Genomic DNA, 22,363 nt, shown 5'->3' with positions numbered 1-22,363 from the left:
GCACCCGTCCGCACTCAGAAGTCCGTGGGCATACCGCTCGCCGCCGCGATGCCCCGCAGCACCTCGGTGTCCTGCTGGCGCTGCTGGATGCAGCCGGCGATCTCGGCGAGGCGGGTGGGGTCGGACGCGGTGGCCGCGTCGGTGACCACCCGGACCGGGCCGGTTCCGTCGACCTGTATCTCCACCAGCTGGTTGTCCAGGCGGCCGGTGACCGCGGTGGCGATGACCAGGGCGGCCTCGTCACGGATCTGCTGGGGCAGGTGCTCGGTGTCCTCCGGGTCGAGGGCGAAGTCGAGGCTTTCCGGTGGCTGTTCGTCGAGGGCGCGCAGCGCGGGTGCGACGACCTTCAGCAGAAGCTGGTAGTCCTCGTTGTCCATGCGGACGCGGAGAAGGTCGAGGTACATGTCCACGGGCCGTCCGTCGCGCGGAAACTCTGGTTCGTTCATCTCGTCCGTGTTCCCCCGCAGGCGGACGTCAGACCTTGCGCCAGCGGGCCATGGCGAAGGAGAAAAGTCCGAAGAGCATGAGCCCGGCGGCGACGCAGGCCAGCAGGCCGGGACCAGCGGGAGTGCCGGCGAACGAGCGCAGCGTGTCGTCCAGCCCCTTGGCCTTGTTCGGCTCGTACTCGACGGCGGCCCGTACGGCGAAGGCTCCCGCGGCGGCGAACACCAGGCCGCGGGCCGCGCCGCCGCCCACTCCGGTGACGTCCACCAGGCGCCGCACCCGCGGGGACATCTCCCCCAGCCGCAGATGCTTGTGGTACGAGCGCATGACGGCCCGGGCGCCTATCCAGAGGCCCGCGACGGCGATTCCCACGCCGGCCGCGCCCACGATCCACCGCCCGCCGGGAAGGTCGAGCACCCGGGCGGTGACGTCCCGGGACTGCTCGTCGCTGGAGCCGCCTCCGCTGCCCGATCCCGCGGCGAAGGCCAGCACGGAGTAGGCCACGAAGGAGTAGAAGGCGCACCGGCCGAGCGCGAACAGCCGCTTCTTGGCGCTGCGCCCGTCGGCGCCGACCCCGCCGAAGGCGACCTCGGACAGCCGCCACAGCGCCATGCCGACCAGGCCGATGCCCAGCGCCCACAGCAACACGGCCCCGAAGGGCTTCTCCGATATCTCGGCCAGCGCCCCCTGCCGGTCGGCCTCGTGCCCGGCGTCGCCGAAGGCGATCTGCAGAGCCAGCAGTCCGACCAGCAGGTAGATGACGCCCCGCGCGGCGAACCCGGCCTTGGCGGCCCCCTTCGTCACCGAGCCCCGTGCCGCCCGCTCCGCCCGGACCTTGCCGTCGCGCGTCAGAGCACTCGTGTTCATGCCGTCCTCCCCTGAGACTCCCCGGTTCCTGCGGAGTCCGGATGCCCCGGCTCACGCCGGACACACTCCGGGTGGTCTGTCTCGTGCCGGACCTCGTGTCAGGCCTCGTGCTCGGCCTCGTGTCGGGCGTCAAAGAACAGCGGGGTGGGCGCGCCGGGTTCCGGCGTGCCCACCCCGCCCTGTCAGGCGTGTGCGTGGGGCTCGTTGTCGACGGACGGGCCCATCAGGCCTGTGCGTGGGGCTCGTTGTCGGCAGACGGGTCCATCAGGCGTACGCGTGGGGCTCGTTGCCCGTGGGGGGACCCATCGGGGCGTCGGTGGGTGACGCCGCCTCGAGCCATTGGCGTGCCGTCTCCAGGGCGTGCCGCACGTCGCGCTCGCCGGTGGACACGCAGAGCGTGTAGGCGAGGTCGCGTGCCTGTGCCTGGTTCTCGGCGGACCCGTTCTCCATCAGCGCCGTGTACTCGTCGACGAGTGTGCGCAGAACAGCGGGGTGGGGCATCAGCATCGGTCTGCTTCTCCTCCGTTCGGAACGCGTGGATGTCCTTGCCGTCAGCGCAGCGCCTGCTGGCGCACCCGCTCGCAGCTGCGGCTGATGAGCCGGGAGACGTGCATCTGGGAGATGCCCAGCTGGTCGGCGATCGTGCTCTGTGTCATGTCTTCGAAAAAGCGCATGTAGAGGATGGCGCGCTCGCGTTCCGGCAGGCGGCGCAGCCCTTCCTTGGCGGACTCCCGGTCGATCACCGTGTCGAAGGAGGTGTCGGAGTCGCCGAGGGTGTCGGCGAGGCTGTACCCGTCGTCCCCGGCCGCGGTCTCGGCGTCCAGCGAGAGGGTACTGAAGCTCTCCAGGGCCTCCAGGCCGGCGTTCACCTCGTCCTCGGTGAGCCCGGTGTGGGTGGCGATGTCGGCGACCGAGGGCTCGGCCGCCCCGGGGTTCTGGCTGAGTTCCCGGCGGGCGATCCGCACCTTGTTGCGCAGCTCCTGCACCCGGCGGGGCACCCGCAGCGCCCACATACGGTCCCGGAAGTGCCGCTTGATCTCGCCGGTGATGGTGGGTACGGCGTAACTCTCGAAGGCCCCTCGCTCGGGGTCGAAACGGTCGACGGCCTTCACCAGTCCGAGGGCTGCGACCTGCCGCAGATCCTCGATCGCCTCGCCGCGGTCACGGAAACGGCCGGCGATGCGGTGGGCCATGGGCAGCCAGGCGGTGACGAGCTCGTCGCGTACGGCGTCCCGCTCGGGCCCCTCCTCCAGGGTGACCAGCCGGGCGAACCGGCTGGCGGTGTCGGGCGCGTCGTCATGTGTACGCCGCAACTGCGCGGTGGTGGGGGCGGATGCGGCGGGACGGCTTGTCGACATGTCTGTGGGCATGCGGTATCGCTCCTGAACGGTGATTTCAGGGACTGACTGACGACGGAGGGCTCCGACCGTCCGGAGGCGCGGGCGGCGCCCCGGAGCGGTCATACCGCTTCCGTCGGCGCGCCTCCGGTCCGAAGCACGAACCTCCGTCTGCCCTGCCCCCGGAGGCCCAAACTCCGTCCGCGGGAAAGTGTTCGAAGGGCCCTCGGTCCTCGTCCCGAACCGGCCTGGCCCGGGTCAGAACACCGGGACGACGGCGGTGATGCGCTTGCCGCCGGAAGGCAGGTCGGACACCCTGACGTCGCGGGCCAGCCGGCGGACGATCGGCCAGCCGTGGCCTCCGACGCGTCGGCGCCCCTCGCCGTCGACCGGGTCGGCGGTGACCGGCAGCCGGTCGCTGCGGTCGCTGACGGAGACGCGCACGTCCCGCTCGTCCACGTCGACGTCGAATCCGGTGATGCCGCCGCCGTGCAGGATGGCGTTGGTCGTCAGTTCCGAGGCGACCAGCAGGGCGTCCGAGAGGCCGTCCTCGTCGTAGGGACAGCTGGTGGCCCCGCAGCGCCCTGCCACCGCCCTGCGTACGGCGCTGCGGATGTCGGCCGGTCGGCACTGTTCGTGTCCTGTGTGACCGGGCGGGCCGTTCAGCGCGTCCACACGGTCGGTCGAGTCGTTCGTAGGCATCCCTTCGCTCCCTGAGTGTTCTTGACTGGTCGATGATCGAAGCGGGTTCGCCGGCTGACGGCGGGCCTCTCGAGCGAGGGCGGGCCGCCCCCGGGCCGGGAGCGGCGCGGCTCCTGGTCCGGCCGGGCCCGGTCGGCCCCGGCCACGAGGCGCCCGGGCCGACCGCGTCACTGCGGTGACTTCGACGCCCTTTTCGCACCCCTGCGCTCTTTCGCCGGACGGTGCGGTCGTCTTCTCTTCGGCTGGCCACCTCAGCGACGGCCAAACCTCCCGACCAGGGAGCAATCGTCCCGCCGGAGCGGGGTACGCGGACCAGATGACCGATGTGGTGGACTCGGACGAACTGCTGCGGCGCATCCGGCGGGCAAGGTCCTGCGCCCATGAGGAGCTGCTTGCCTGGCGCGCGCGGAGCGCGGCCCTCACCCGGACCGACGCAGACGCAGACGCAGACGCAGACGCAGACGACGCACGCGACGCCCGGGTACGGGCTCTCGCCTACGAAGCCGTGCTCAGAGTGCTGGACGAAATCCTGACGCCCGGTCGGCATGCGGAGCCACAATGACCGTCCGGCCGCCGCCGATCCGAGTGACGGCCGAGCAGCGATCGAGTGATGACCGAGTGAAACAGGTCACGTGACCGGGTCACGGCTACACAAAATCTCCCCTAATGGTTTACGGTTCATTCATACGTGGTGAGCGGGGTAGAGGCCACTCCTCCTCCGTACGCCACCTCTGACCGCCCTGGCTGGCCTCCCCCGTCCAGCCAGGGCGTTTTCCTGCCCTCATGCGGAAAGTGCGGTCCTCCGAGGTGCCCGGGACGTCGGCAGCGGCTGAAATGGAAGGGGAAACACCCCCAGCGATCCTCGGCGAGGAGCCCCGGGCCATGACCAAAGCGACCAAACTGCTGACCGCCCTTCCCCCGCCCCAGCGTCAGCGCCTGATGACGCTCGCCCGTGAGGTGTCCTTCCCGGAGGACGCCCGGATCTTTGAGGCGGGTGGCACGGCCGACCGCTTCTGGGTCCTCCGCTCCGGTGCCGTCTCGCTCGTCCAGCAGGTGACACCCCTGCGGCGGGTCACCGTCGCGAGCCTCGGCGCCGGCGACCTGCTGGGCTGGTCCTGGCTGTTCCCGCCCTACAAGTGGGACTTCGGCGCCGAGGCCTTCAGCCCCGTCCGCGCCTACGCGTTCGAGGCGCAGCCGGTGCTCAAGCTGTGCGAGGAGGATCCGGCGCTCGGGTTGACGCTGATGCGGATCGTGGCCGAGATCCTCGCGCACCGGCTGGAGACGACCCGGGGCAAGCTGATGGAGCAGTACGGGACCCACCGGCGCGGGGTGCTGTAGAGGCCGCGCGCCTCAGACCCGGTAGCGGCGCAGCGCGGGCACGGCGGCCGCCAGGGCCAGCATCAGCGCGACGACCAGCAGGCCGCCGCCGGTGACCGCCGCGCGGGGCCCGAAGGCGGCGCCCGCCGTGCCGTGCAGGGCGTCGGCCAGCCGGGGGCCGCCCGCGACGACCACCGTGAACACGCCCTGCATGCGGCCGCGCATCTCGTCGGTGGCGGCGGACAGCAGGATCGCCCCGCGGAAGACCATGGAGACCATGTCGGCGACGCCGGCGCAGGCCAGGAACACCACGGCGAGCCACAGACTGCCGCTCAGTCCGAACCCGGCGATCGCCGCACCCCAGGCGACGACCGCGCCGATGACCATCCACCCGTGCCGGCGGGCCCGGGAGAACGTGCCGGAGAACAGTCCGCCCAGTACCGCGCCGATCGGGATCGCCGCGAACAGCAGGCCGAGGGCGAGGCCCTCGCCGTAGGGGGCGTACGTCTCGGCGGCGAGCTGCGGGAACAGCGCCCGGGGCATACCGAAGACCATGGCGATGACATCGGCGAGGAAGGACAGCAGCAGGACCTTGTGCCCGGAGATGTAGCGGAAGCCCTCCACGATCTCGCGGAGCCCGGCCCGGCGGGCGGTCGCGCTCGCCGGCGGCGGCAGCGCGGGCAGCCGGAACACGGCCCACAGCGTCACGGACAGCGCGACGGCGTCGAGGAGATACAGCTCGGGCAGGCCGATGACGGGGATCAGCGCACCCGCGAACAGCGGGCCGACGACCAGACCGGTCTGCATGACGGTCGAGCCGAGGGCGTTGGCGGCGGCGAGTTCGTCCGCGGGGACCAGGCGGGCGATGGAGGCGTTGCGGGCGGGCGAGTTCAGGCCGAAGAAGGCCTGCTGGGTGGCGAGCAGCACCATCAGCACGGCCACCGAGTCGAGTCCCGAGACCGCCTGGAGCCAGAACAGCACCGAGGTGACCGCGATACCGCTGTTGGTGATCAGCAGCAGCTTGCGCCGGTCGACGGTGTCGGCGACCGCTCCGCCCCACAGCGCGAACAGCACCATCGGCACCAGCCCGGCAAGGGCGGCATAGCCGACCCAGGCGGAGGAGCCGGTGATGTCGTAGATCTGCTTGGGCACGGCGACGGCGGTGAGCTGACTTCCCACGGCCGTGACGATGGTGGAGGACCACAGCCGCCGGTAGGCCGGCCGGCGCAGCGGACGGGTGTCCATCGCCCAGCGGCGCCAGCCGCGCCGGGGCCGGACCCGGGGGCACGGATCGGCCTCGTCGGCCTCGGGTGCGGTGCTGCTCTCGCTGGTGTCCACGCGTTTCCTGGTTGCTCGCTACATCTTTCGGTCCGGAGGTCACTATCCCAGTACCTGCCGTGCTTGCGGCGCCCGGTGAACGCGCGATCTCGGATTGCGGACTCCGCACACCGGACCCGCACGCCGGACCCCGCACGTGGCTCGGGCTCCAGCGGTTCGGCTCCAGCGGTTCGGCTCCTGCGGTCTGGCTCCAGCGGTTCGGGCTCCTGTGGCTCAGGCCCCCACCACGAGCGTCACACCAAGAGTGATCATGGTGGCGGCGACCAGACCGTCCAGGACGCGCCAGGCGGCCGGCCGGGTCAGGAAGCGGCCGAGCAGCCGGGCGCCGAATCCCAGCGCCACGAACCAGCACACGCTGGCGAGGACAGCCCCCAGGCCGAAGGTCCAGCGCAGCGGGCCGCGGTCGGCGGCGACGGAACCGAGCAGGAACACCGTGTCGAGGTAGACGTGCGGGTTGAGCCAGGTCAGCGCCAGACAGGTCAGCACCGCCCGGCGCAGGGAGCCGGTGCTCTCCCCCTGCGTCGCCAGGGCGCCCGCGGGCCGGAACACCCGCCGGGCCGCCAGGGCCCCGTAGCAGAGCAGGAAGAGTCCGCCGATCCAGCCGACCGCGGTCAGCACCCCGGGCCAGGCCACCACCAGCGCGCCCACCCCGCCCACGCCCAGGGCGATGAGCACCGCGTCGGACAGGGCACAGATCCCGACGACGGCGAGGACGGCGTCACGGCGGATCCCCTGACGCAGGACGAAGGCGTTCTGGGCGCCGATGGCGACGATGAGCGACAGACCGGTGCCGAAGCCGGCGGCCGCGGCCGTGAGGGTGTGGGACATGACGTCCACGCTAGAGAAGCGATCACTTCGGGTACAGCTAAAGATTCTTACGTATCATTAGCAATCGTGATGACCAAGTGATGGCGGACCTTCCGCTCGACCAGGTGCGGACGCTGCTCGCGGTGGTGGACGAGGGCACCTTCGACGCGGCCGCCGCCACCCTGCATGTGACGCCCTCGGCGGTCAGCCAGCGCGTCAAGGCCCTGGAGCAGCGCACGGGCCGGGTCCTGCTGCTGCGCACCAAGCCGGTACGGCCCACCGAGTCCGGTGAGATCGTCGTCCGGTTCGCCCGCCAGCTGGCCCGGCTCGAGCGCGACACACGGTCCGAGCTGGGCATGAGCGGCGAGGACGAGCCGACGCGGGTGACGGTCGCGGTGAACGCGGACTCGCTCGCCACCTGGTTCCTGCCGGCCCTCACCCGGGTGCCCCGGGAGCCGCAGGTCTGTTTCGAACTGCACCGCGAGGACGAGACGCGCACGGCGGAACTCCTGCGGGAGGGGCTGGTGATGGCCGCGGTGACCTCGTCGCCCGAGGCCGTGACCGGCTGCTCCGTGCGCGCGCTGGGCACCATGCGCTACCAGGCCGCCGCGAGCCCGGACTTCGTCTCCCGTCATCTGGGTGACGGCCCGCTCCACGAAACCCTCCCCCGGGCACCCGTGATGACCTTCGACCGGAGCGACGACCTTCAGGACGCGTTCGTCCGCGGGCTGCGCCGGGGCGCCGCGGGCGCGAGTCCGGTACGGCAGGCCGTGCCGACCTCGGAGGGCTTCGTGGAGGCCGTGGCCGCCGGCTTCGGCTGGGGCATGGTGCCCGAGGCGCAGTCCGGCGCCCTGCTGCGCTCCGGCCGTCTGGTCTCCCTCGCGCCCGGCCGCCCGCTGGACGTCCCGCTGTACTGGCAGCAGTGGAAACTCGACTCGCCGGCCCTGGCGGCGGTGGCGGACGCGGTGGCGGCGACTGCGGCCGAAACCCTCAGGGGCTGAGCCGGGCCAGCGTCGCCTGCGCGCTGTCCAGCAGCATCTCGAGCGCCGTCGGATAGGCGCTGGTCACCATGCGGGTCGACAGCAGCGGGGCCGCCTCGGCGATCCGGGGGTGGGTCGCGGCGGGCAGCCGGGCGTACGTCGAGCGCCACATCGCGTCGTCGGCGCGCTGCGCGGCGCGGGGCAGGGCCAGGGAAGCGGCGTCCAGGGCGGCGAAGGCCAGCGTCTGGTCGATGAAGGCGTGGTAGATCCGCACGGTGTCCGGCAGCGGGAACCCGGCGGTGCGCAGCACGTCCAGGACCGCCTCGTCAGCGGCCAGCTCGTTGGCCCGGCCCGTCACCCGGCTCGTGGTGAGCTGGGCGGCCTGCGGATGGGCGACATAGGCGGCGTGGATGCGCAGTCCGACGGCGTGCAGATCCGTGCGCCACTCCCCCGTCGGCCGCCAGCCGCGCAGCGCCTCACCGACGAGCGCGTCGCCGATGGCGAGGGTCAGCTCGTCCATGCCCCGGAAGTAGCGGTACAGGGTGCTGGGGTCGCAGTCGAGGGCTAGACCGAGACGGCGGGCGCTGAGGCCTGCGCTGCCGTGCTCACGAAGCAGACGCAGCGCGGCCTCGACGATCAGGTGCTCGGACAGCACGGTGCCGCTCCTGGTGGGCCGGCGCCGCCGCCGCCTCTCCTCGGGCACGACCGGTTTGGCCACGGTCCCTCGCTCCCTCGTTCCCCACTCGCTCGCCGGCGCTCTTATGCCAACGCCATTGACCTTACGCGGACGCGGGGCGTTGTATCCCTCTCAGGGGCCCCGTTCGCACACCTTCGTCCGTTCGCAGTCTCAGCCGAGGGAGTTTCCGTCATGCGTGTCCTGCTCGTGGGCGCCGGCGGTGTGGGCACCGCCATCACCCGGATCGCCGCCCGTCGCCCGTTCTTCGAGGCGATGGTGGTCGCCGACTACGACCCCGCCCGAGCCGCCGCCGCCGTCGCCGCGCTCGACGGCGACGACCGGTTCCACGCCGAGCGCGTCGACGCCGGCGACCGGGCGGCGGTGGCCGACCTGCTCGCCCGCCACCGCTGCGACGTCCTGCTGAACGCCACCGACCCGCGGTTCGTGATGCCCCTGTTCCACGCGGCGCGGACCGCCGGCGCCACCTATGTCGACATGGCGATGTCACTGTCGCGGCCGCACCCGGACCGGCCGTACGAGGAGTGCGGGGTCCGGCTCGGCGACGCGCAGTTCGCCGAGGCCGACGACTGGGCCGGCGCGGGCGCCCTGGCCCTGGTCGGCATGGGGGTCGAACCGGGTCTGTCGGACGTCTTCGCCCGCTACGCCGCCGACGAACTCTTCGACGAGATCGAGGAGATCGGCATCCGCGACGGCGCGAACCTCACCGTCGAGGGCCACGACTTCGCGCCCTCCTTCAACATCTGGACCACCATCGAGGAGTGCCTGAACCCTCCGGTGGTCTACGAGGCCGACCGGGGCTGGTTCACCACCGCGCCCTTCAGCGAGCCCGAGGTCTTCGACTTCCCCGAGGGCATCGGCCCGGTCGAGTGCGTGAACGTCGAGCACGAGGAGGTACTGCTCGTGCCGCGCTGGGTGAAGGCGCGCCGCGTCACCTTCAAGTACGGCCTGGGCGGCGAGTTCATCGAGACACTGAAGACGCTGCACCGCCTGGGACTGGACCGCACCGCGGCCGTGACCGTACCGAGCGCGCGGGGACCGGTGCCCGTCTCGCCCCGGGACGTGGTGGCCGCCTGTCTGCCCGACCCGGCGACCCTGGGCGAGTTGATGCACGGCAAGACGTGCGCGGGCACCTGGGTGCGGGGCGTGAAGGACGGCGCGCCTCGCGAGGTGTACCTGTACCACGTGGTCGACAACCGGTGGTCCATGGCCGAGTACGGCAGCCAGGCCGTGGTGTGGCAGACCGCCGTCAACCCGGTGGTCGCCCTGGAGTTGCTCGCCACGGGGGTGTGGTCCGGCGCGGGCGTCCTGGGCCCCGAGGCGTTCCCGCCGCGTCCGTTCCTCGACCTGCTCACGGCGTACGGCTCCCCTTGGGGGCAGCGGGAGCACTGAACTCTTTCCGGGCTGAGGCTGTTTCACCGTCGCTCCTGCGGCAACCCGATCGGAAGCAACTCATCCGGAAAAGCACACACGACGTGATCGCAGGTGACTTCGATGGACAACTGGCGAGAGCACGCCGCGTGCCGCCGCGAGGATCCCGACCTCTTCTTCCCGATCGGTACCTCCGGTCCGGCACTGCTCCAGATGGAACAGGCCAAGGCGGTCTGCCGACAATGCCCGGTGCGGGAGGCCTGCCTGGAGTGGGCCATGGACACCGACCAGACCCTGGGGGTCTGGGGCGGTACGGGCGAGAACGAACGACGCGCCCTCAAGCGGCGTATCAGGGCACGCCGAAGTTCGTGACCCGCGGGCTCGGGCGTAGCGGCCCGGTCACCCGGAAGCTGGTGCCGGGCCCCACGGGGCTGCGCAGTTCGTGGGCCACGTCGCTGATGAAGGCCCTGTGCTGGGCCTCCAGACGTTCCCGGCGTTCGGCGAGGTCGTTGAAGGCCTCCGCGAGGATCCCGGTCTCGTCGCGCGTCGCGACCGGCACGCGCGCGTGCCGGTCAGGGGGCTGCGGGGCGGCCTCGGTCAGGGCGCGCAGGGGCCGGACGAGACGGGTGGCGACGACGGCGGTGACAGCGGTGACGGCCAGCACCAGACCGGCCGCGCCGAAGACCTTCGCCTTGTCGGCCGGGGACATCACCCAGCGGGGTGCCGCGCCGCTGTCCCCGACGCCGAGGAACAACTCGGCGGCCGGGGCGACGTACGGGTCGAGCTGCACCCGCCGGGCGGCCTCCAGGCATGGCCGCCCCTGACGACCATCTGGTCCGCGACGCCGCCGCGACCCGTGAGCGGGTGGGGCGCGGCGGGCGCACGGCCCGGGGTCGCGATGTGACCATCGTTCGATCCTCGCCGACAGGTGTGCGGAACCCGTCAGGTTCCGGGCCCGTTCGGGGCTCTACGGCGTACCGGGCTTGCCCCGGCCGTACAGCCAGGTCCGGAAGAGCGCGCCGAGGTCGGCCCCGGACTCCCGCTCCGCGAGCCGTTCGAACTGGGCGGTGGTGCCGTGGCCGTAGCGGTGTGCGGCGGCCCAGGCGCGCAGGATGCGGAAGAAGGCGCGGTCCCCGACGGTGCTGCGCAGGACGTGCAGGGTCATGGCGCCCCGGGCGTAGACGGGGGCGCCGAAGATGTTCGCGCCGCTGCCGGGATCACCGGGCGGGAACTCCCACAGGCCGTCGGTCGCCAGGCGGGCGTACAGGGCGTCGAAGGTCTTCTGCGCGGAGCTGCCGCCGTGCTGCTCGGCATAGAGCCACTCGGTGTACGTGGCGAAGCCCTCGTTGAGCCAGATGTCCTTCCAGGAGGTGAGGGAGACGGAGTCGCCGAACCACTGGTGGGCGTTCTCGTGGACGAGGGTGCCCAGGGAGGGGGCCCGGTCGTACACGGGCCGCGACTGGGTCTCCAGGGCGTAGCCGACGTCGGGGGCGTGGTCGACGATGGAGCCGGCGGCGCGGAACGGATAGGGCCCGAACAGCGCGCTCTCCCACTCCAGCACGGACGGCAGCTGCTTCAGGACGGGCGCGGCGGCCGCGGCCTCGCGCGGGTCGACGGCGTCGTAGACCTGGAGGCCGTCGCGGGTCGTGTACTGCTGGACCTGGAACTTCCCCACGGTGGCGGTGGCGAGGTAGGCGGCCATGGGTTCGGCCTGGTGCCAGCGGAAGGTGGTCCTGCCGTTGGTGGTGCGCTGTCCGAGGAGGACGCCGTTGGCGACGGCGGCGCGGTCCTCGGGGACGGTGATCGTGAAGTCGTAGGTGGACTTGTCCAGTGGATGGTTGTCGGCCGGGAACCACGTCATGGCGCCCTGTGGTTCGCCGGCGACGAAGGCCCCGTCGTCGGTGGGGATCCAGCCGTCGGCGGAGCCGTCGGGGTCGGTGACCGGGCCGGGGGTGCCGTTGTAGGTGACGGTGACCTGGAACCGCTCGCCCGCGCGCAGGGCGCGCTTCGGGGTGACGACGAGTTCCTGGCCGTCGCGCCGGTAGCCCGCCTTGACATGGTCGACGCTCAGGCCGGTGACCTTCAGCCCCTGGAAGTCGAGGTCGAAGCGGGCCAGCCGCCGGGTGGCGCGGGCGGTCAGGACCGCCTTGCCGTCGAGGTGCCGGGTGCCCGGGTCGTAGCGGAGGGTCAGGTCGTAATGGGCCACGTGGTAACCGCCGTTGCCGGCGAGCGGGAAGTAGGGGTCGCCGACCCCGGCGGTGCCCGGTCCGGCCGCGGTGGCGGGTCCGGCCGCGGCGAGCAGCGCCGCCACGGCGACAGGGACGGTGGCGGCGACGGCTTCGCGGCGTAGGAGGGTGGTGGTGCGTCTGCGGGGGTGCCTCACGTGCGCTCCTGGGGGGGGTGGCGGCTGGTCGGACGTCCTCAGACTAGGGACTTGGCCCCCGGTCATCCGCCCGTTCTCCCCGTTCAGGTCATGCCCGGCGGTGCCGACGGGTGTCCGGGCCTACGCTCGGACGGAACCCGCCAACCCGAGGACGGCCCGCCCATGAGTGTCCGCGTGCGTCGCGTCTACGACCCGCCCGAGCCCGACGACGGTGTGCGGGTCCTGGTCGACCGGCTGTGGCCGCGCGGGGTGTCCAAGGCCGCGGCCCGCGTGGACGAATGGCCCAAGGGCCTCACCCCGTCCACCGGACTGCGCCGCTGGTACCACGCGGGCGAGGGACCGTACGAGGAGTTCGCGCGGCGCTACGAGGCGGAGCTGACCGCCCCGGAGGCGGCAGAACTCCTCGACCACGTACGCGAGTTGGTCCGCGAGGGCCCGGTGACGCTGCTGACGTCCGCGAAGTCCTCGGAGCAGAGCCACACGGCGGTGCTGGTCCGCCTGCTGGAGGCGGACCAGCGCTGACGACGCGTGGGTGTCAGCCCGTCTGCTTCGCCGCGGCCCGTCCCGCCGCGCGTCCGGAGAAGAGGCAGCCGCCGAGGAAGGTGCCTTCGAGGGCGTTGTAGCCGTGGACCCCGCCCCCGCCGAAGCCGGCCACCTCACCGGCCGCGTACAGCCCCTCGACCGGCTGCCCGTCGGCGCCCAGGGCACGCGAGTCGAGGTCGGTCTGGATACCGCCGAGCGTCTTGCGGGTGAGGACGTGCAGCTTGACGGCGATGAGCGGGCCCGCCTCGGGGTCCAGGACGCGGTGCGGGGTGGCGACCCGGCCGAGCCGGTCGCCGATGTAGCGGCGGGCGTTGCGGATGCCCTGGACCTGGGCGTCCTTGCTGTACGGGTTGGCCATCTGGAGGTCGCGCGCCTCGATCTGCCGGCGCAGGGTGTCCACGTCGAGCAGCGGCTTCTCCGTCAGCCCGTTCATCTTCTCGACGAGCTTGTCGAGGGTGTCGGCGATCACGAAGTCCGCGCCGCGGTCGAGGAACGCCTGCACCGGGGCCGGGGCGCCCTTGCCGAGAAGCCGGTCGCGCAGGACGGCCTTGCGGTCCTTGGCGGTGATGTCGGGGTTCTGCTCGGAGCCGGAGAGCGCGAACTCCTTCTCGACGATCTTGCGGGTGAGGATGAACCAGGAGTGGTCGTGGCCGGCGATGTCCTCGGTCGTCCGCAGGTGCCTGAGCGTGTTGAGGGTGTCGTAGCCCGGCAGGCAAGGGTCGGGCAGCCGGCGGCCGAGGGCGTCGAACCACAGGGAGGACGGGCCGGGCAGGATGCGGATGCCGTGGCCGGGCCAGATGGGGTCCCAGTTCCGGATGCCCTCGGTGTAGTGCCACATGCGGTCGCGGTTGACCAGCCGGACGCCGGCCTCGGCGCTGATGCCGAGCATGCGGCCGTCGACGTAGGCGGGGACACCGGTGACCATCTCGCGGGGCGGCGTGCCCAGCCGCTCGGGCCAGTAGCGCCGCACGATGTCGTGGTCGGCGCCGATGCCGCCGCTGGTGACGACCACGGCCCGGGCGGTCAGCTCGAAGTCGCCGACGCGGTCGCGGTTGGAGGCGACGCCGCGCGCGGAGTCGTCGGGGGCGAGGACCGTGCCGCGTACACCCCGGGCGGCGCCGTCCTCGAGGACCAGCTCGTCGACCCGGTGCCGGTGGTAGAAGGTCAGCAGCCCGTCCTTGGCGGCCTGCTTGGCGTAGCGGGCGAAGGGCTCGACGACACCCGTGCCGGTGCCCCAGGCCACGTGGAAGCGGGGTACGGAGTTGCCGTGGCCGTCGGCGCGCAGATCGCCGCGTTCCGCCCAGCCGACGGTCGGCACGAAGGAGATCCCGTGCCCGGCGAGCCAGGTCCGCTTCTCCCCCGCCGCGAACTCGACGTAGGCGCGTGCCCAGCGCACCGCCCAGGAGTCCTCGTCGTCGGTGCGGTCGAACCGCGCGCTGCCCTGCCAGTCGTTCCAGGCGAGGTCGAAGGAGTCCTTAATGCCGAGGCGGCGCTGCTCGGGGGAGTCGACGAGGAAGAGCCCGCCGAAGGACCAGAACGCCTGGCCGCCGAGGTTGGCGGCGTTCTCCTGGTCGACCAGGGCGACCCGCCTGCCCCTGCTGGTGAGTTCGTGCGCCGCGACCAGACCCGCGAGGCCGGCTCCGACGACGATGACGTCCGCGTCCATGGCGTCCGCTGCCTTTCTGCTGAGGATGTCGTTACGGGGTGCCGCTGCCGTCGGTCAGCAGCGCGGTGAGCAGTTGCTTCAGCCAGACGCGGGCACCCTCGACGTCCTTGTCCAGCAGCAGTTGGGTGGTGACTCCGTCGTAGGCGGCGACCACGGCGTGCGCCGCGCCTTCGACGTCCCCGAGCACGGCCGGCAGTACGGCGAGCCCCCGGGCGCGGGCGAGCCGGTCGGCGATCGCCCGCCGCAGCCGCGCGCGGTGCTCCAGCAGCGTCTGCGCGACGTCCGGAGCGCGTGCCGCGTGCACGAGGAAGTCCGTCTTCACCAGGAGCCAGTCCAGGTCGAGGAGGAGCACCTCGGTGACCCGGTCCACGGCGGCGGGCACGTCGAGGTCGGGTCCGTCCAGGGCGAGGGCCCCGGACACCTGCTCGGCGATCAGGTCGGCCCGTAGCCGGTAAAGGGCGAAGAACAGCTCGTCCAGGCTGCCGAAGTTGGAGTAGAAGGCGCCCCTGCTGTAGCCGGCCGCCTCGCAGACCTCCTCGATGGAGACCCGTCCGAAGCCCTTGGCGGCGAACACCTCGAAGGCGGCGTCGAGCAGATTGGCCCGCGTGCGGACCCGCCGCCTGGTGACGCGCCCCGTCGTCCGCCCGGTCTGCTCGGCCACCCGCCCGGTCTGCTCGGCCACCCGCCCGGTCTGCTCAGCCGTCTGCCCCGGCTGTTCCGTCGCCATCTCGGACCCCCGTTCGATACGGGAATGTATCCGATACACCGCTGTATCGAAAGCCCTGCCGAAGCGGGACGCAGCACCTCGGCTCCCGGCCCCCCGTGCCGCCGGGCAGCGCGAGGGAACAAACATTCGATTGAGGCGTAGGCTGGAACCATGACCGCGCACCACCTCCAGGGCTCCCTCTTCGACCAGACCGACGAACTGCGCCTCGGGTCCCTCGACGTCATCCGCCGGACCCCGCTCGGCGCGGACGCCTGGATCGACGTGCTGCCGGGCTGGCTCACCGGATCGGACACCCTGTTCGAACAGCTGGCGACCGAGGTGCCCTGGCGCGCCGAGCGCCGGAAGATGTACGACAACGTCATCGACGTACCGCGTCTGCTGGCGTTCTACGGAGCGGGCGAGGAGCTGCCCCACCCGGTGCTGACACGGGCGCGTGGGGCGCTGTCCGCGCACTACGCCGGGGAGCTGGGCGAGCCCTTCGTCACCGCCGGCCTGTGCCACTACCGCGACGGCCGGGACAGCGTCGCCTGGCACGGCGACCGGGTCGGGCGCGGCGCCAGGGAGGACACCATGGTGGCCATCCTCTCCGTGGGCTCCCCGCGGGACCTGCTGCTGCGCCCCGTACGCGGGGGCGAGACGGTCCGGCGACCGCTGGGACACGGCGATCTGATCGTGATGGGCGGTTCCTGCCAGCGGACCTGGGAACACTGCGTCCCCAAGTCCGCCCGCGCCGCCGGACCGCGCATCAGCGTCCAGTTCCGCCCGCGCGGAGTGCGGTGAAACGGAGCCGACGGTACCTGTCCGAAACCCTCGGGGTACGGTTCCGGCCCCGTGCCCCGGCGTCCGAATCCACCCGGTGATCTGCTTTGCTGTCCCCGTCGAGCACGAACCCCGAGCATCGACCTCGATCACGAACATCCGGGACACGGGACGGCCATGCGGGCAGACGTACGGCAAGTGGCGGACGGCACCTACCTGGTGCACGGCAGCAACACCAACTGGGTGATACTCGCCGAGGGTGACGCCGTCACCCTGATCGACACCGGCTACCCGGGAGACCGGCAGCTGGTCCTGGACTCCCTGGCCGCCGTGGGCAGTTCACCGGAGGCCGTCACGGCCGTACTGGTCACCCACGCCCACAACGACCACCTGGGCTCCGCCGAGCACCTGCGCTCGACGTACGGCACCCCGGTGTATCTGCACGAGGCCGAAGTGCCCCACGCCCGCCGGGAGTTCCTCCAGCAGGTGACCGTGGGCGAGGTGCTGAGGAACGCCTGGCGGCCCGGGGTGCTGCCCTGGATGGTGCACGCGCTGCGCTCCGGCGGCACCGAGCAGCACCCGGTCACCGCGCCCGAGGCCTTCCCGGCCGCCGACGGCCCGCTCGACCTGCCGGGCCGGCCCGTCCCGGTGCACACCCCCGGCCACACCACCGGCCACGCCGTCTTCCACCTCCCGCAAGCGGGCGTCGTCGTCTCCGGCGACGCCCTGGTCAGCGGCCACCCGACCTCGCGCCTGAAAGGGCCGCAGCTGCTGCCGGACATGTTCCACCACGAGCGCGCCCGCGCGGTGACGTCGCTGGACGTGATCGAAGGGCTGCCGGCCGACCTGCTGCTGCCCGGGCACGGCCCGCTGCACCGGGGGTCCGTGAAGGCGGCGGCCCAGCAGGCCCGCGAACGCGCCGTCTAAGGTCAGGCCATGGCTTTGCAGATCAGCGCCACCAATCCGGAGCATCCGGCACTCCTGCTGGAGCTGCCCTGGCACCTGCCCCTGGAGGAGTGGCCCGAGGAGGTCCTCGTCCCGCTCCCCCGGGGCATCTCCCGCCACGTGGTGCGCTATGCCCAGGCCGGCGACGAGGTGATCGCCGTCAAGGAGCTCGCCGAACGTCCCGCGCTGCGCGAGTACGAGCTGCTGCGGGACCTGGACCGGCTCGGCATCCCCGCCGTCGACCCGCTGGCCGTGGTCACCGGCCGCGCCGACGGCAACGGCGTGCCGCTGGAGTCGGTGCTGGTCACCCGGCATCTGGGCGGCTCGATGCCGTACCGCTCGATGTTCGAGACGACGATGCGCCCGGCGACCATGCACCGGCTCATGGACGCCCTCGCCGTGCTGCTGGTGCGCCTGCATCTGGCCGGGTTCGCGTGGGGCGACTGCTCGCTGTCCAACACGCTGTTCCGGCGGGACGCGGGCGCCTACGCCGCCTACCTCGTCGACGCCGAGACCGGCGACCTGCACCCCCAGCTGAGCCCCGGCCAGCGCGACTACGACCTCGACCTCGCCCGCGTCAACATCAGCGGCGAGCTGCTCGACCTGGAGGCGTCCGGGGCGCTGCACCCCTCGGTGGACCCGATCGAGTTCGGCACGGAGATCTGCGCCCGCCACGGGGCCCTGTGGGAGGAGCTGACCCGGGTCTCCGTCTACCCGGCGGGCAAGTACCACTACATCGAGCGCCGCATCCGGCGGCTCAACGAGCTCGGTTTCGACGTCGCCGAGATGCAGATCGAGCACTCCTCCAACGGCGACACGGTCACCTTCGTGCCGAAGGTCGTCGACGCGGGTCACCACCAGCGCCAGCTGCTGCGCCTGACCGGCCTGGACACCGAGGAGAACCAGGCCCGGCGGCTGCTGAACGACCTCGAGAGCTGGATGGCCACCCAGGACGACTACGCCCCGGGCGACCCCCTCGCGGCCCGCCCGGAGGTGCTGGCGCACCGCTGGGTGCGGGACGTCTTCCGGCCCACCGTGCGCGCGGTCCCGCTCGAGCTGCGCGGCTCCATGGACGCGGCGGAGATCTACCACGAGCTCCTCGAACACCGCTGGTACCTCTCGGAGCACGCGCAGCAGGACATCGGGCTCGACACGGCGGTCGAGGACTACATCAAGAAGATCCTGCCCAAGGCCCGGGAGACCCTGGAACCGACCATCCCGGAGTAGGTCGCTCGTGGGGCAGGCCCGCCCTGGAACGAGCCCGCCCTGGGGAGTGAGTCAGTCGTGGGGCACGACGGCGACCGGGCAGTCCGCGTGGTGCAGGACGCCGTACGCCACCGAGCCGATCCGGGCGCCCACGGCCGTGCGGTGGGCGCGGCGGCCGACCACCATCAGCTGGGCCCGCCCGGACACCGAAAGCAGGACCTGCCCCGCGCTGCCCATCTCCACGTGCTCCACCACCGGCACGTCGGGGAACCGCTCCCGCCACGGCGCCAGGGCCTCGGCCAGCGCCTTCTTCTCGTACGGCTCCAGGCCACCGGCGTCGTCGAGGAGCTTGAGCGAGCCGGGACTGTAGGCGAACACCGGCGGGAGCGTCCAGGCCCGTACCGCACGGACGCCCGCGCCCCGGGCGGCCGCCGTCTCGAACGCGAAGCGCAGCGCGGGGGCGCTGTCCTCGGGCTCGCCCTGCTGGCCGACGACGATCTCGTGACAGGCCACCTCGGACGACGGCTGGTCACCGGCCCGGACCAGCACGACCGGGCGCGCGGCCTCGGCGATCACCTGCTGGCCGACCGAACCCAGCAGGAACCCGACGACCGGGCCGTGCCCGCGCGAGCCGAGCACCAGCAGTTCCGCGTCCGCCGCGGCGGCGACCAGCGTGTCCACCGGACGGCCCTCCCGGACGTCGGTGGTGACGGTCAGGCCCGGGTGCCGCTCGGTGACCGTCGCGACGGCCTGCCGCACGGAGTCCCGAACCCAGCGCTCCTGCGTCTCCCGGTCCGCCACGTCGGCCGCCGCGTCGGGCTGGAACCGCCAGGCGTGCACCACCCGCAGTTCCAGGTCCCGCCGGACGGCCTCGCGGGCCGCCCAGGCGAGCCCTGCGAGGCTTTCGTCCGTTCCGTCGACCCCTGCCGTGATCGGGCCCGTCATCCCGTCGCCTCCTCATGTCGTGATCACATCCGTCGGGGCCCAGTCTTCACTACGCTTCGGGTATGGCTCTGGAGTGGGAACAAGTGAACGTCGACGCGGCCGACCCGGTGGCGCTGGGACGCTGGTGGGCCGCGGCCCTCGGATGGGTCGTGATCAACGACGCCCCCGACGAGTACGAGATCCGGTCGGAGCCGGACCGGCTGCCCGGTCTGCTCTTCGCACCGGTGCCGGAGGGGAAGGCGGTCAAGAACCGGCTCCACCTGGACTTCCGCCCCGACGACCAGCTCGCCGAGGTGACCCGTCTGCTGTCCCTGGGCGCCCGCCACGCGGACGTCGGCCAGGGCGAGCAGCCGTGGGTGACGCTGGCCGACCCCGAGGGCAACGAGTTCTGCGTGCTGGGGGAACGGCGCCCGTCTTGACGGCGTGCGCCCTGCCCTGACCCGAGAGCGCACGGTCCGCGCTCATCCCGGAGCGGACCGGGGCGATCGAACATAGGATGGGCGGAGCCGGCGCGGGCTTCGCCGTGCCGCCGTGAGTGACGAGCCTCTCGGGGTGGGAGACGTATGGCACAGGCCGCCGATTCGGCGCGGACCGTCATCCTGACCGTCGTGCTGCTGATGGGTGTCGGGCTCCCGAAGGAGGACCCGAAGCAAGAGGCGACCGGCACCGTACCCCCGAGACGGCCCTGAACGTCACGCTCAACTCGGTGGTGTTCCGCTCTGCAGGCCAGGACCTGACCACTGCCGGCACCTACATCGAGATGGGCTCCCGCATAACCGAGCCCGTGCTGCTGGGCCTGGCAGTCCTGGCCATCCGCAACCGCGTCAAACGCTGACACGAGCCGGGTGGCAGCGCCGCTGAAGCCATCCGTGCCACACGATCCCTCGCGCAAAGCTCGCGGACGACAGGACGTTTTTGGAAAGCGTTCGTCGGTCGCGGGCGCCTTGTCCTGGTAGCGTCAGCGACGAGCGGCAACACATCGAAACTGTCCGCAGAACCTGTGCGGACCGCCGTGCCTCACGTTCCGCCCTGCCCTTGCCGATAACGTCATCCGCGCTGGTTGGAGCCAGTGCGCGACGGTTCGCGGGATGTCGGCCGCTTCGCCGACGTCGACCACTCTGGCACGACTGGCGATCACCCAGGCATGATGACCGACCATGCTGCTGCGACAGGTGTACCTGGGCATGGCGGGCGCCTTCGCGATGCTGCGGCTGCTGCCGATGAGCGATCGGGACAAGGACGTGGAGGTCCTCGCTCTGCGCCATCAGATCGCGGTGCTGGAGCGGCAGCTGAACGGGCAGCGGGTGCGGTTCGACGCGGGCGACCGGGCGTTCCTGGCAGCGCTGCTCCAGGGTCTGCCGCCCGAGGCCCTGCGTCGGATGCGGCTGCTGGTGCGGCCCGACACCGTGCTGCGTTGGCACCGCGACCTGGTCTCGCGCCGCCACGCGGCCCGTTCCCGGCCGGGGCGTGCGGGTCGGCCGCGTACGGTGCGCTCGATCCGCGTTCTCGTGCTGCGTCTGGCGCGGGAATCCCGGCTGGGGCTACCGGCGCATCCACGGCGAGCTGCTGGTTGTGGGCGTGCAGGTGGCCGCCTCCACGGTGTGGGAGATCCTGAAGGAGGCGGGGATCGACCCGGTACCCGAGCGGACGTCCAGTACCTGGGCGGACTTCCTGCGCTCCCAGGCGGACGCGCTCCTCGCGTGCGACTTCTTCGAAGCGGTCACCCTGTCCGGGGCGCGGCTGTACGTGTTCGCGGTGATCGGGCACGCCGGCCGGCGCATCCGGATCCTGGGCGCGACGGCGCACCCGACCGCCTCCTGGGTGGCGCAGGCGGCGAGGAATCTCGTCATGGACCTCCAGGACGCCGGCTGCCAGGCCCGCTACCTGATCCGGGACCGGGACGGGAAGTTCCCCGAACTGTTCGACACGATCCTCGCCGACGCGGGGATCGAGGTCGTGCTCAGCGGCATCCGGATCCCCCGCATGAACTCCATCATGGAGAGATGGGTGCAGACCTGCCGCCGTGAACTGCTGGACCGCACCCTGATCTGGAACCAGCGGCATCTCCTCCACGCACTGCGGGAGTTCGAGCAGTTCTACAACACGCACCGGCCGCACCAGGGCATCGCGAACGCCCGCCCGCTGCACCCGCTCCCCGAACCGATCACCGATCCGGACGAAGTCGCCCGCCTCGACATACATCGAACCGACCGACTCGGCGGCCCCCTTCACGAGTACCAGCATGCTGCGTGACCTGCATGGATGGGGTTTCCGGCAAGCGCAGCGTCCGGGCGAGCATCAAGCGGGGCTAGCCGCTCAGGCCGGTGGGTCGGGCGAGGTGTGTGCGGCGCGGAACTCGGCGAGCGACTGCTCGACACCGGCAATGGTCAGCCGCCAGAATTCCCAGCCGTCGATGTCGTCACTGCCGGTGGCGGCCCGGGCTGCGGAGTTCGGGGTACCCCAAGGACGCTTCCAGACGCTAAGACGTCGTCTCATTTGGAGTGCTGGGTAGTCTGCACCGTGTGGTGATGGTTGAGCGCATGGTGCCGGACGAGTTGTGGGAACTGTTCCAGCGGGTGGTCCCACCCGCTCCATCGCGGCCGCAGGGCGGCGGTCGGCGCCGGTACGGGGATCGCGAGGTGCTGGCCGCGATCATTTTCGTGGCGACGACGGGCTGCACCTGGCGGCAGTTGCCGCCGGTCTTCGGCCCGTCGGGGCCGACTGCGCACCGGCGCTTCACCGAGTGGACCGCCGCCCGGGTCTGGGCGAAGCTGCACCGCGTCATCCTCGACGAGCTGGGTTTGCGCGGAGACCTGGACTGGTCGCGCTGCGCGATCGACTCGGTGAACATGCGGGCCCTGAAAGGGGGGACCTGACAGGTCCGAATCCTGTAGACCGGGGCAAGAAGGGCTCAAAGGTCCACTTGATCACCGAGCGGACCGGTTTACCCCTCTCGATCGGCATCTCCGGCGCGAACCTGCACGACAGCCAGGCACTCGAGCCGCTCGTGCGCGGCATCCCGCCGATCCGCTCCCGCCGCGGCCCGCGCAGACGACGGCCCGCCAAGCTGCACGCGGACAACGGCTACGACTACGACCACCTGCGCCGATGGCTACGCAAGCGAGGCATCCGGCACCGCATCGCCCGCAAGGGCATCGAGTCCTCCACCCGGCTGGGCCGGCATCGCTGGACGATCGAGCACACGATGTCCTGGCTGGGCGGCTGCCGCCGTTTGCACCGCCGCTACGAACGCAAGGCCGAGCACTTCCTGGCCTTCACCGCCATCGCCTGCAGCCTCATCTGCTACCGCCGACTCGCCAAATGAGACGACG

At 71.9% G+C, this 22,363-nt stretch carries 24 protein-coding genes and 3 pseudogenes; 13 read left to right on the top strand and 14 right to left on the bottom strand.

Annotation, left to right across the window (positions count from 1 at the left end; all coding sequences use genetic code 11):
• Positions 1–14: 14 nt before the first annotated feature.
• The 5 genes from ACFWBB_RS15765 to ACFWBB_RS15745 form a co-directional block, all read right to left on the bottom strand.
• Positions 15–446 (bottom strand): hypothetical protein, encoded by a 432-nt coding sequence (locus ACFWBB_RS15765; RefSeq protein WP_385271511.1) that lies wholly within the window; start codon positions 444–446, stop codon positions 15–17.
• 28 nt (positions 447–474) lie between these two features.
• On the bottom strand, positions 475–1,311 hold the full coding sequence (locus ACFWBB_RS15760) for a DUF1206 domain-containing protein (protein ID WP_385271508.1): 837 nt from the start codon (positions 1,309–1,311) through the stop codon (positions 475–477).
• 264 nt (positions 1,312–1,575) lie between these two features.
• Complete coding sequence (locus ACFWBB_RS15755; RefSeq protein ID WP_385271505.1) at positions 1,576–1,818, bottom strand: DUF5133 domain-containing protein; 243 nt, start codon at positions 1,816–1,818, stop codon at positions 1,576–1,578.
• Between the two features lie 44 nt (positions 1,819–1,862).
• On the bottom strand, positions 1,863–2,681 hold the full coding sequence (locus ACFWBB_RS15750; protein ID WP_385271502.1) for a SigB/SigF/SigG family RNA polymerase sigma factor: 819 nt from the start codon (positions 2,679–2,681) through the stop codon (positions 1,863–1,865).
• 225 nt (positions 2,682–2,906) lie between these two features.
• The gene (locus tag ACFWBB_RS15745; protein WP_385271499.1) at positions 2,907–3,350 is read right to left on the bottom strand and encodes an ATP-binding protein; all 444 of its coding nucleotides are present in this window, start codon (positions 3,348–3,350) and stop codon (positions 2,907–2,909) included.
• 316 nt (positions 3,351–3,666) lie between these two features.
• Between ACFWBB_RS15745 and ACFWBB_RS15740 the strand changes: the two genes are divergently transcribed.
• Positions 3,667–3,912 carry a hypothetical protein gene (locus ACFWBB_RS15740; RefSeq protein ID WP_385271496.1) on the top strand — a complete coding sequence of 82 codons (246 nt, stop codon included), beginning with the start codon at positions 3,667–3,669 and terminating at the stop codon, positions 3,910–3,912.
• Positions 3,913–4,232: 320 nt separating this feature from the next.
• The gene (locus tag ACFWBB_RS15735) at positions 4,233–4,688 is read left to right on the top strand and encodes a cyclic nucleotide-binding domain-containing protein (RefSeq protein WP_385271493.1); all 456 of its coding nucleotides are present in this window, start codon (positions 4,233–4,235) and stop codon (positions 4,686–4,688) included.
• Positions 4,689–4,700: 12 nt separating this feature from the next.
• Here ACFWBB_RS15735 and ACFWBB_RS15730 read toward each other — a convergent pair whose 3' ends face one another.
• Positions 4,701–6,005: an MFS transporter gene (locus ACFWBB_RS15730; protein ID WP_385271490.1), complete on the bottom strand. Its 1,305-nt coding sequence runs from the start codon at positions 6,003–6,005 to the stop codon at positions 4,701–4,703.
• A gap of 213 nt (positions 6,006–6,218) precedes the next feature.
• The gene (locus ACFWBB_RS15725; RefSeq protein ID WP_385271487.1) at positions 6,219–6,833 is read right to left on the bottom strand and encodes a LysE/ArgO family amino acid transporter; all 615 of its coding nucleotides are present in this window, start codon (positions 6,831–6,833) and stop codon (positions 6,219–6,221) included.
• Between the two features lie 80 nt (positions 6,834–6,913).
• On the opposite strand from ACFWBB_RS15725, the gene ACFWBB_RS15720 reads away from it, so the two are divergent.
• Entirely contained in the window at positions 6,914–7,813 is a 900-nt protein-coding gene (locus ACFWBB_RS15720; RefSeq protein ID WP_385271484.1) for a LysR family transcriptional regulator ArgP, read from the top strand.
• Here the strand turns inward: ACFWBB_RS15720 and ACFWBB_RS15715 are convergent.
• Positions 7,803–8,510, bottom strand: a complete 708-nt coding sequence (locus ACFWBB_RS15715) for a TetR/AcrR family transcriptional regulator (protein ID WP_385271481.1) — start codon at positions 8,508–8,510, stop codon at positions 7,803–7,805. The genes ACFWBB_RS15720 and ACFWBB_RS15715 overlap by 11 nt on opposite strands.
• Positions 8,511–8,660: 150 nt before the next feature.
• On the opposite strand from ACFWBB_RS15715, the gene ACFWBB_RS15710 reads away from it, so the two are divergent.
• Positions 8,661–9,878: a saccharopine dehydrogenase family protein gene (locus tag ACFWBB_RS15710; RefSeq protein ID WP_385271478.1), complete on the top strand. Its 1,218-nt coding sequence runs from the start codon at positions 8,661–8,663 to the stop codon at positions 9,876–9,878.
• Between the two features lie 102 nt (positions 9,879–9,980).
• Positions 9,981–10,229, top strand: coding sequence for a WhiB family transcriptional regulator (locus ACFWBB_RS15705; protein WP_385271475.1), 249 nt, complete (start codon positions 9,981–9,983; stop codon positions 10,227–10,229).
• Positions 10,230–10,281: 52 nt separating this feature from the next.
• Here the strand turns inward: ACFWBB_RS15705 and ACFWBB_RS15700 are convergent.
• Both ACFWBB_RS15700 and ACFWBB_RS15695 read right to left on the bottom strand, forming a co-directional pair.
• Positions 10,282–10,662 (bottom strand): annotated as a pseudogene (locus ACFWBB_RS15700) (HAMP domain-containing protein); the annotation flags it as partial.
• Positions 10,663–10,824: 162 nt separating this feature from the next.
• Positions 10,825–12,240, bottom strand: coding sequence for a M1 family metallopeptidase (locus ACFWBB_RS15695; RefSeq protein WP_385271472.1), 1,416 nt, complete (start codon positions 12,238–12,240; stop codon positions 10,825–10,827).
• 162 nt (positions 12,241–12,402) lie between these two features.
• On the opposite strand from ACFWBB_RS15695, the gene ACFWBB_RS15690 reads away from it, so the two are divergent.
• Entirely contained in the window at positions 12,403–12,762 is a 360-nt protein-coding gene (locus tag ACFWBB_RS15690) for a DUF488 domain-containing protein (RefSeq protein ID WP_385271469.1), read from the top strand.
• A 13-nt stretch (positions 12,763–12,775) separates the two neighbouring features.
• Here ACFWBB_RS15690 and ACFWBB_RS15685 read toward each other — a convergent pair whose 3' ends face one another.
• A complete protein-coding gene (locus tag ACFWBB_RS15685; RefSeq protein WP_385271466.1) occupies positions 12,776–14,449 on the bottom strand; it encodes an FAD-binding dehydrogenase in 1,674 nt (557 codons plus the stop codon).
• A 31-nt stretch (positions 14,450–14,480) separates the two neighbouring features.
• Positions 14,481–15,176: a TetR/AcrR family transcriptional regulator gene (locus ACFWBB_RS15680; protein ID WP_385271463.1), complete on the bottom strand. Its 696-nt coding sequence runs from the start codon at positions 15,174–15,176 to the stop codon at positions 14,481–14,483.
• A 150-nt stretch (positions 15,177–15,326) separates the two neighbouring features.
• Between ACFWBB_RS15680 and ACFWBB_RS15675 the strand changes: the two genes are divergently transcribed.
• From ACFWBB_RS15675 to ACFWBB_RS15665, 3 genes are all read left to right on the top strand, one after another.
• Positions 15,327–15,956 carry an alpha-ketoglutarate-dependent dioxygenase AlkB gene (locus ACFWBB_RS15675; RefSeq protein WP_385271460.1) on the top strand — a complete coding sequence of 210 codons (630 nt, stop codon included), beginning with the start codon at positions 15,327–15,329 and terminating at the stop codon, positions 15,954–15,956.
• Positions 15,957–16,112: 156 nt separating this feature from the next.
• On the top strand, positions 16,113–16,862 hold the full coding sequence (locus ACFWBB_RS15670; protein WP_385271457.1) for an MBL fold metallo-hydrolase: 750 nt from the start codon (positions 16,113–16,115) through the stop codon (positions 16,860–16,862).
• Positions 16,863–16,871: 9 nt separating this feature from the next.
• Positions 16,872–18,107 carry a DUF4032 domain-containing protein gene (locus ACFWBB_RS15665; protein ID WP_385271454.1) on the top strand — a complete coding sequence of 412 codons (1,236 nt, stop codon included), beginning with the start codon at positions 16,872–16,874 and terminating at the stop codon, positions 18,105–18,107.
• A gap of 51 nt (positions 18,108–18,158) precedes the next feature.
• On the opposite strand, the gene ACFWBB_RS15660 is transcribed toward ACFWBB_RS15665, so the two are convergent.
• Positions 18,159–19,031, bottom strand: a complete 873-nt coding sequence (locus ACFWBB_RS15660) for a universal stress protein (protein ID WP_385271451.1) — start codon at positions 19,029–19,031, stop codon at positions 18,159–18,161.
• Between the two features lie 62 nt (positions 19,032–19,093).
• On the opposite strand from ACFWBB_RS15660, the gene ACFWBB_RS15655 reads away from it, so the two are divergent.
• The 3 genes and pseudogenes from ACFWBB_RS15655 (at position 19,094) to ACFWBB_RS15645 (ending at position 21,284) form a co-directional block, all read left to right on the top strand.
• A complete protein-coding gene (locus tag ACFWBB_RS15655) occupies positions 19,094–19,450 on the top strand; it encodes a VOC family protein (RefSeq protein ID WP_385271448.1) in 357 nt (118 codons plus the stop codon).
• A gap of 174 nt (positions 19,451–19,624) precedes the next feature.
• Positions 19,625–19,866, top strand: a pseudogene (locus ACFWBB_RS15650) (hypothetical protein); the annotation flags it as partial.
• A 322-nt stretch (positions 19,867–20,188) separates the two neighbouring features.
• Positions 20,189–21,284 (top strand): annotated as a pseudogene (locus ACFWBB_RS15645) (integrase core domain-containing protein).
• A gap of 63 nt (positions 21,285–21,347) precedes the next feature.
• Here the strand turns inward: ACFWBB_RS15645 and ACFWBB_RS15640 are convergent.
• The gene (locus ACFWBB_RS15640) at positions 21,348–21,527 is read right to left on the bottom strand and encodes a hypothetical protein (RefSeq protein ID WP_385271446.1); all 180 of its coding nucleotides are present in this window, start codon (positions 21,525–21,527) and stop codon (positions 21,348–21,350) included.
• A gap of 32 nt (positions 21,528–21,559) precedes the next feature.
• Between ACFWBB_RS15640 and ACFWBB_RS15635 the strand changes: the two genes are divergently transcribed.
• A protein-coding gene (locus tag ACFWBB_RS15635; protein WP_385271443.1) for an IS5 family transposase occupies positions 21,560–22,356 on the top strand; the annotation gives its coding sequence in 2 pieces (ribosomal slippage) (positions 21,560–21,895 and positions 21,898–22,356; 795 coding nt in all).
• Positions 22,357–22,363 lie beyond the last annotated feature (7 nt).

The sequence above is a fragment of the Streptomyces sp. NPDC060000 genome, assembly GCF_042737375.1.
Lineage (GTDB): Bacteria > Actinomycetota > Actinomycetes > Streptomycetales > Streptomycetaceae > Streptomyces.
The sequence above is the reverse complement of the archived record's forward strand: the minus strand, read 5'-3'. Positions and strand labels throughout refer to the sequence as shown.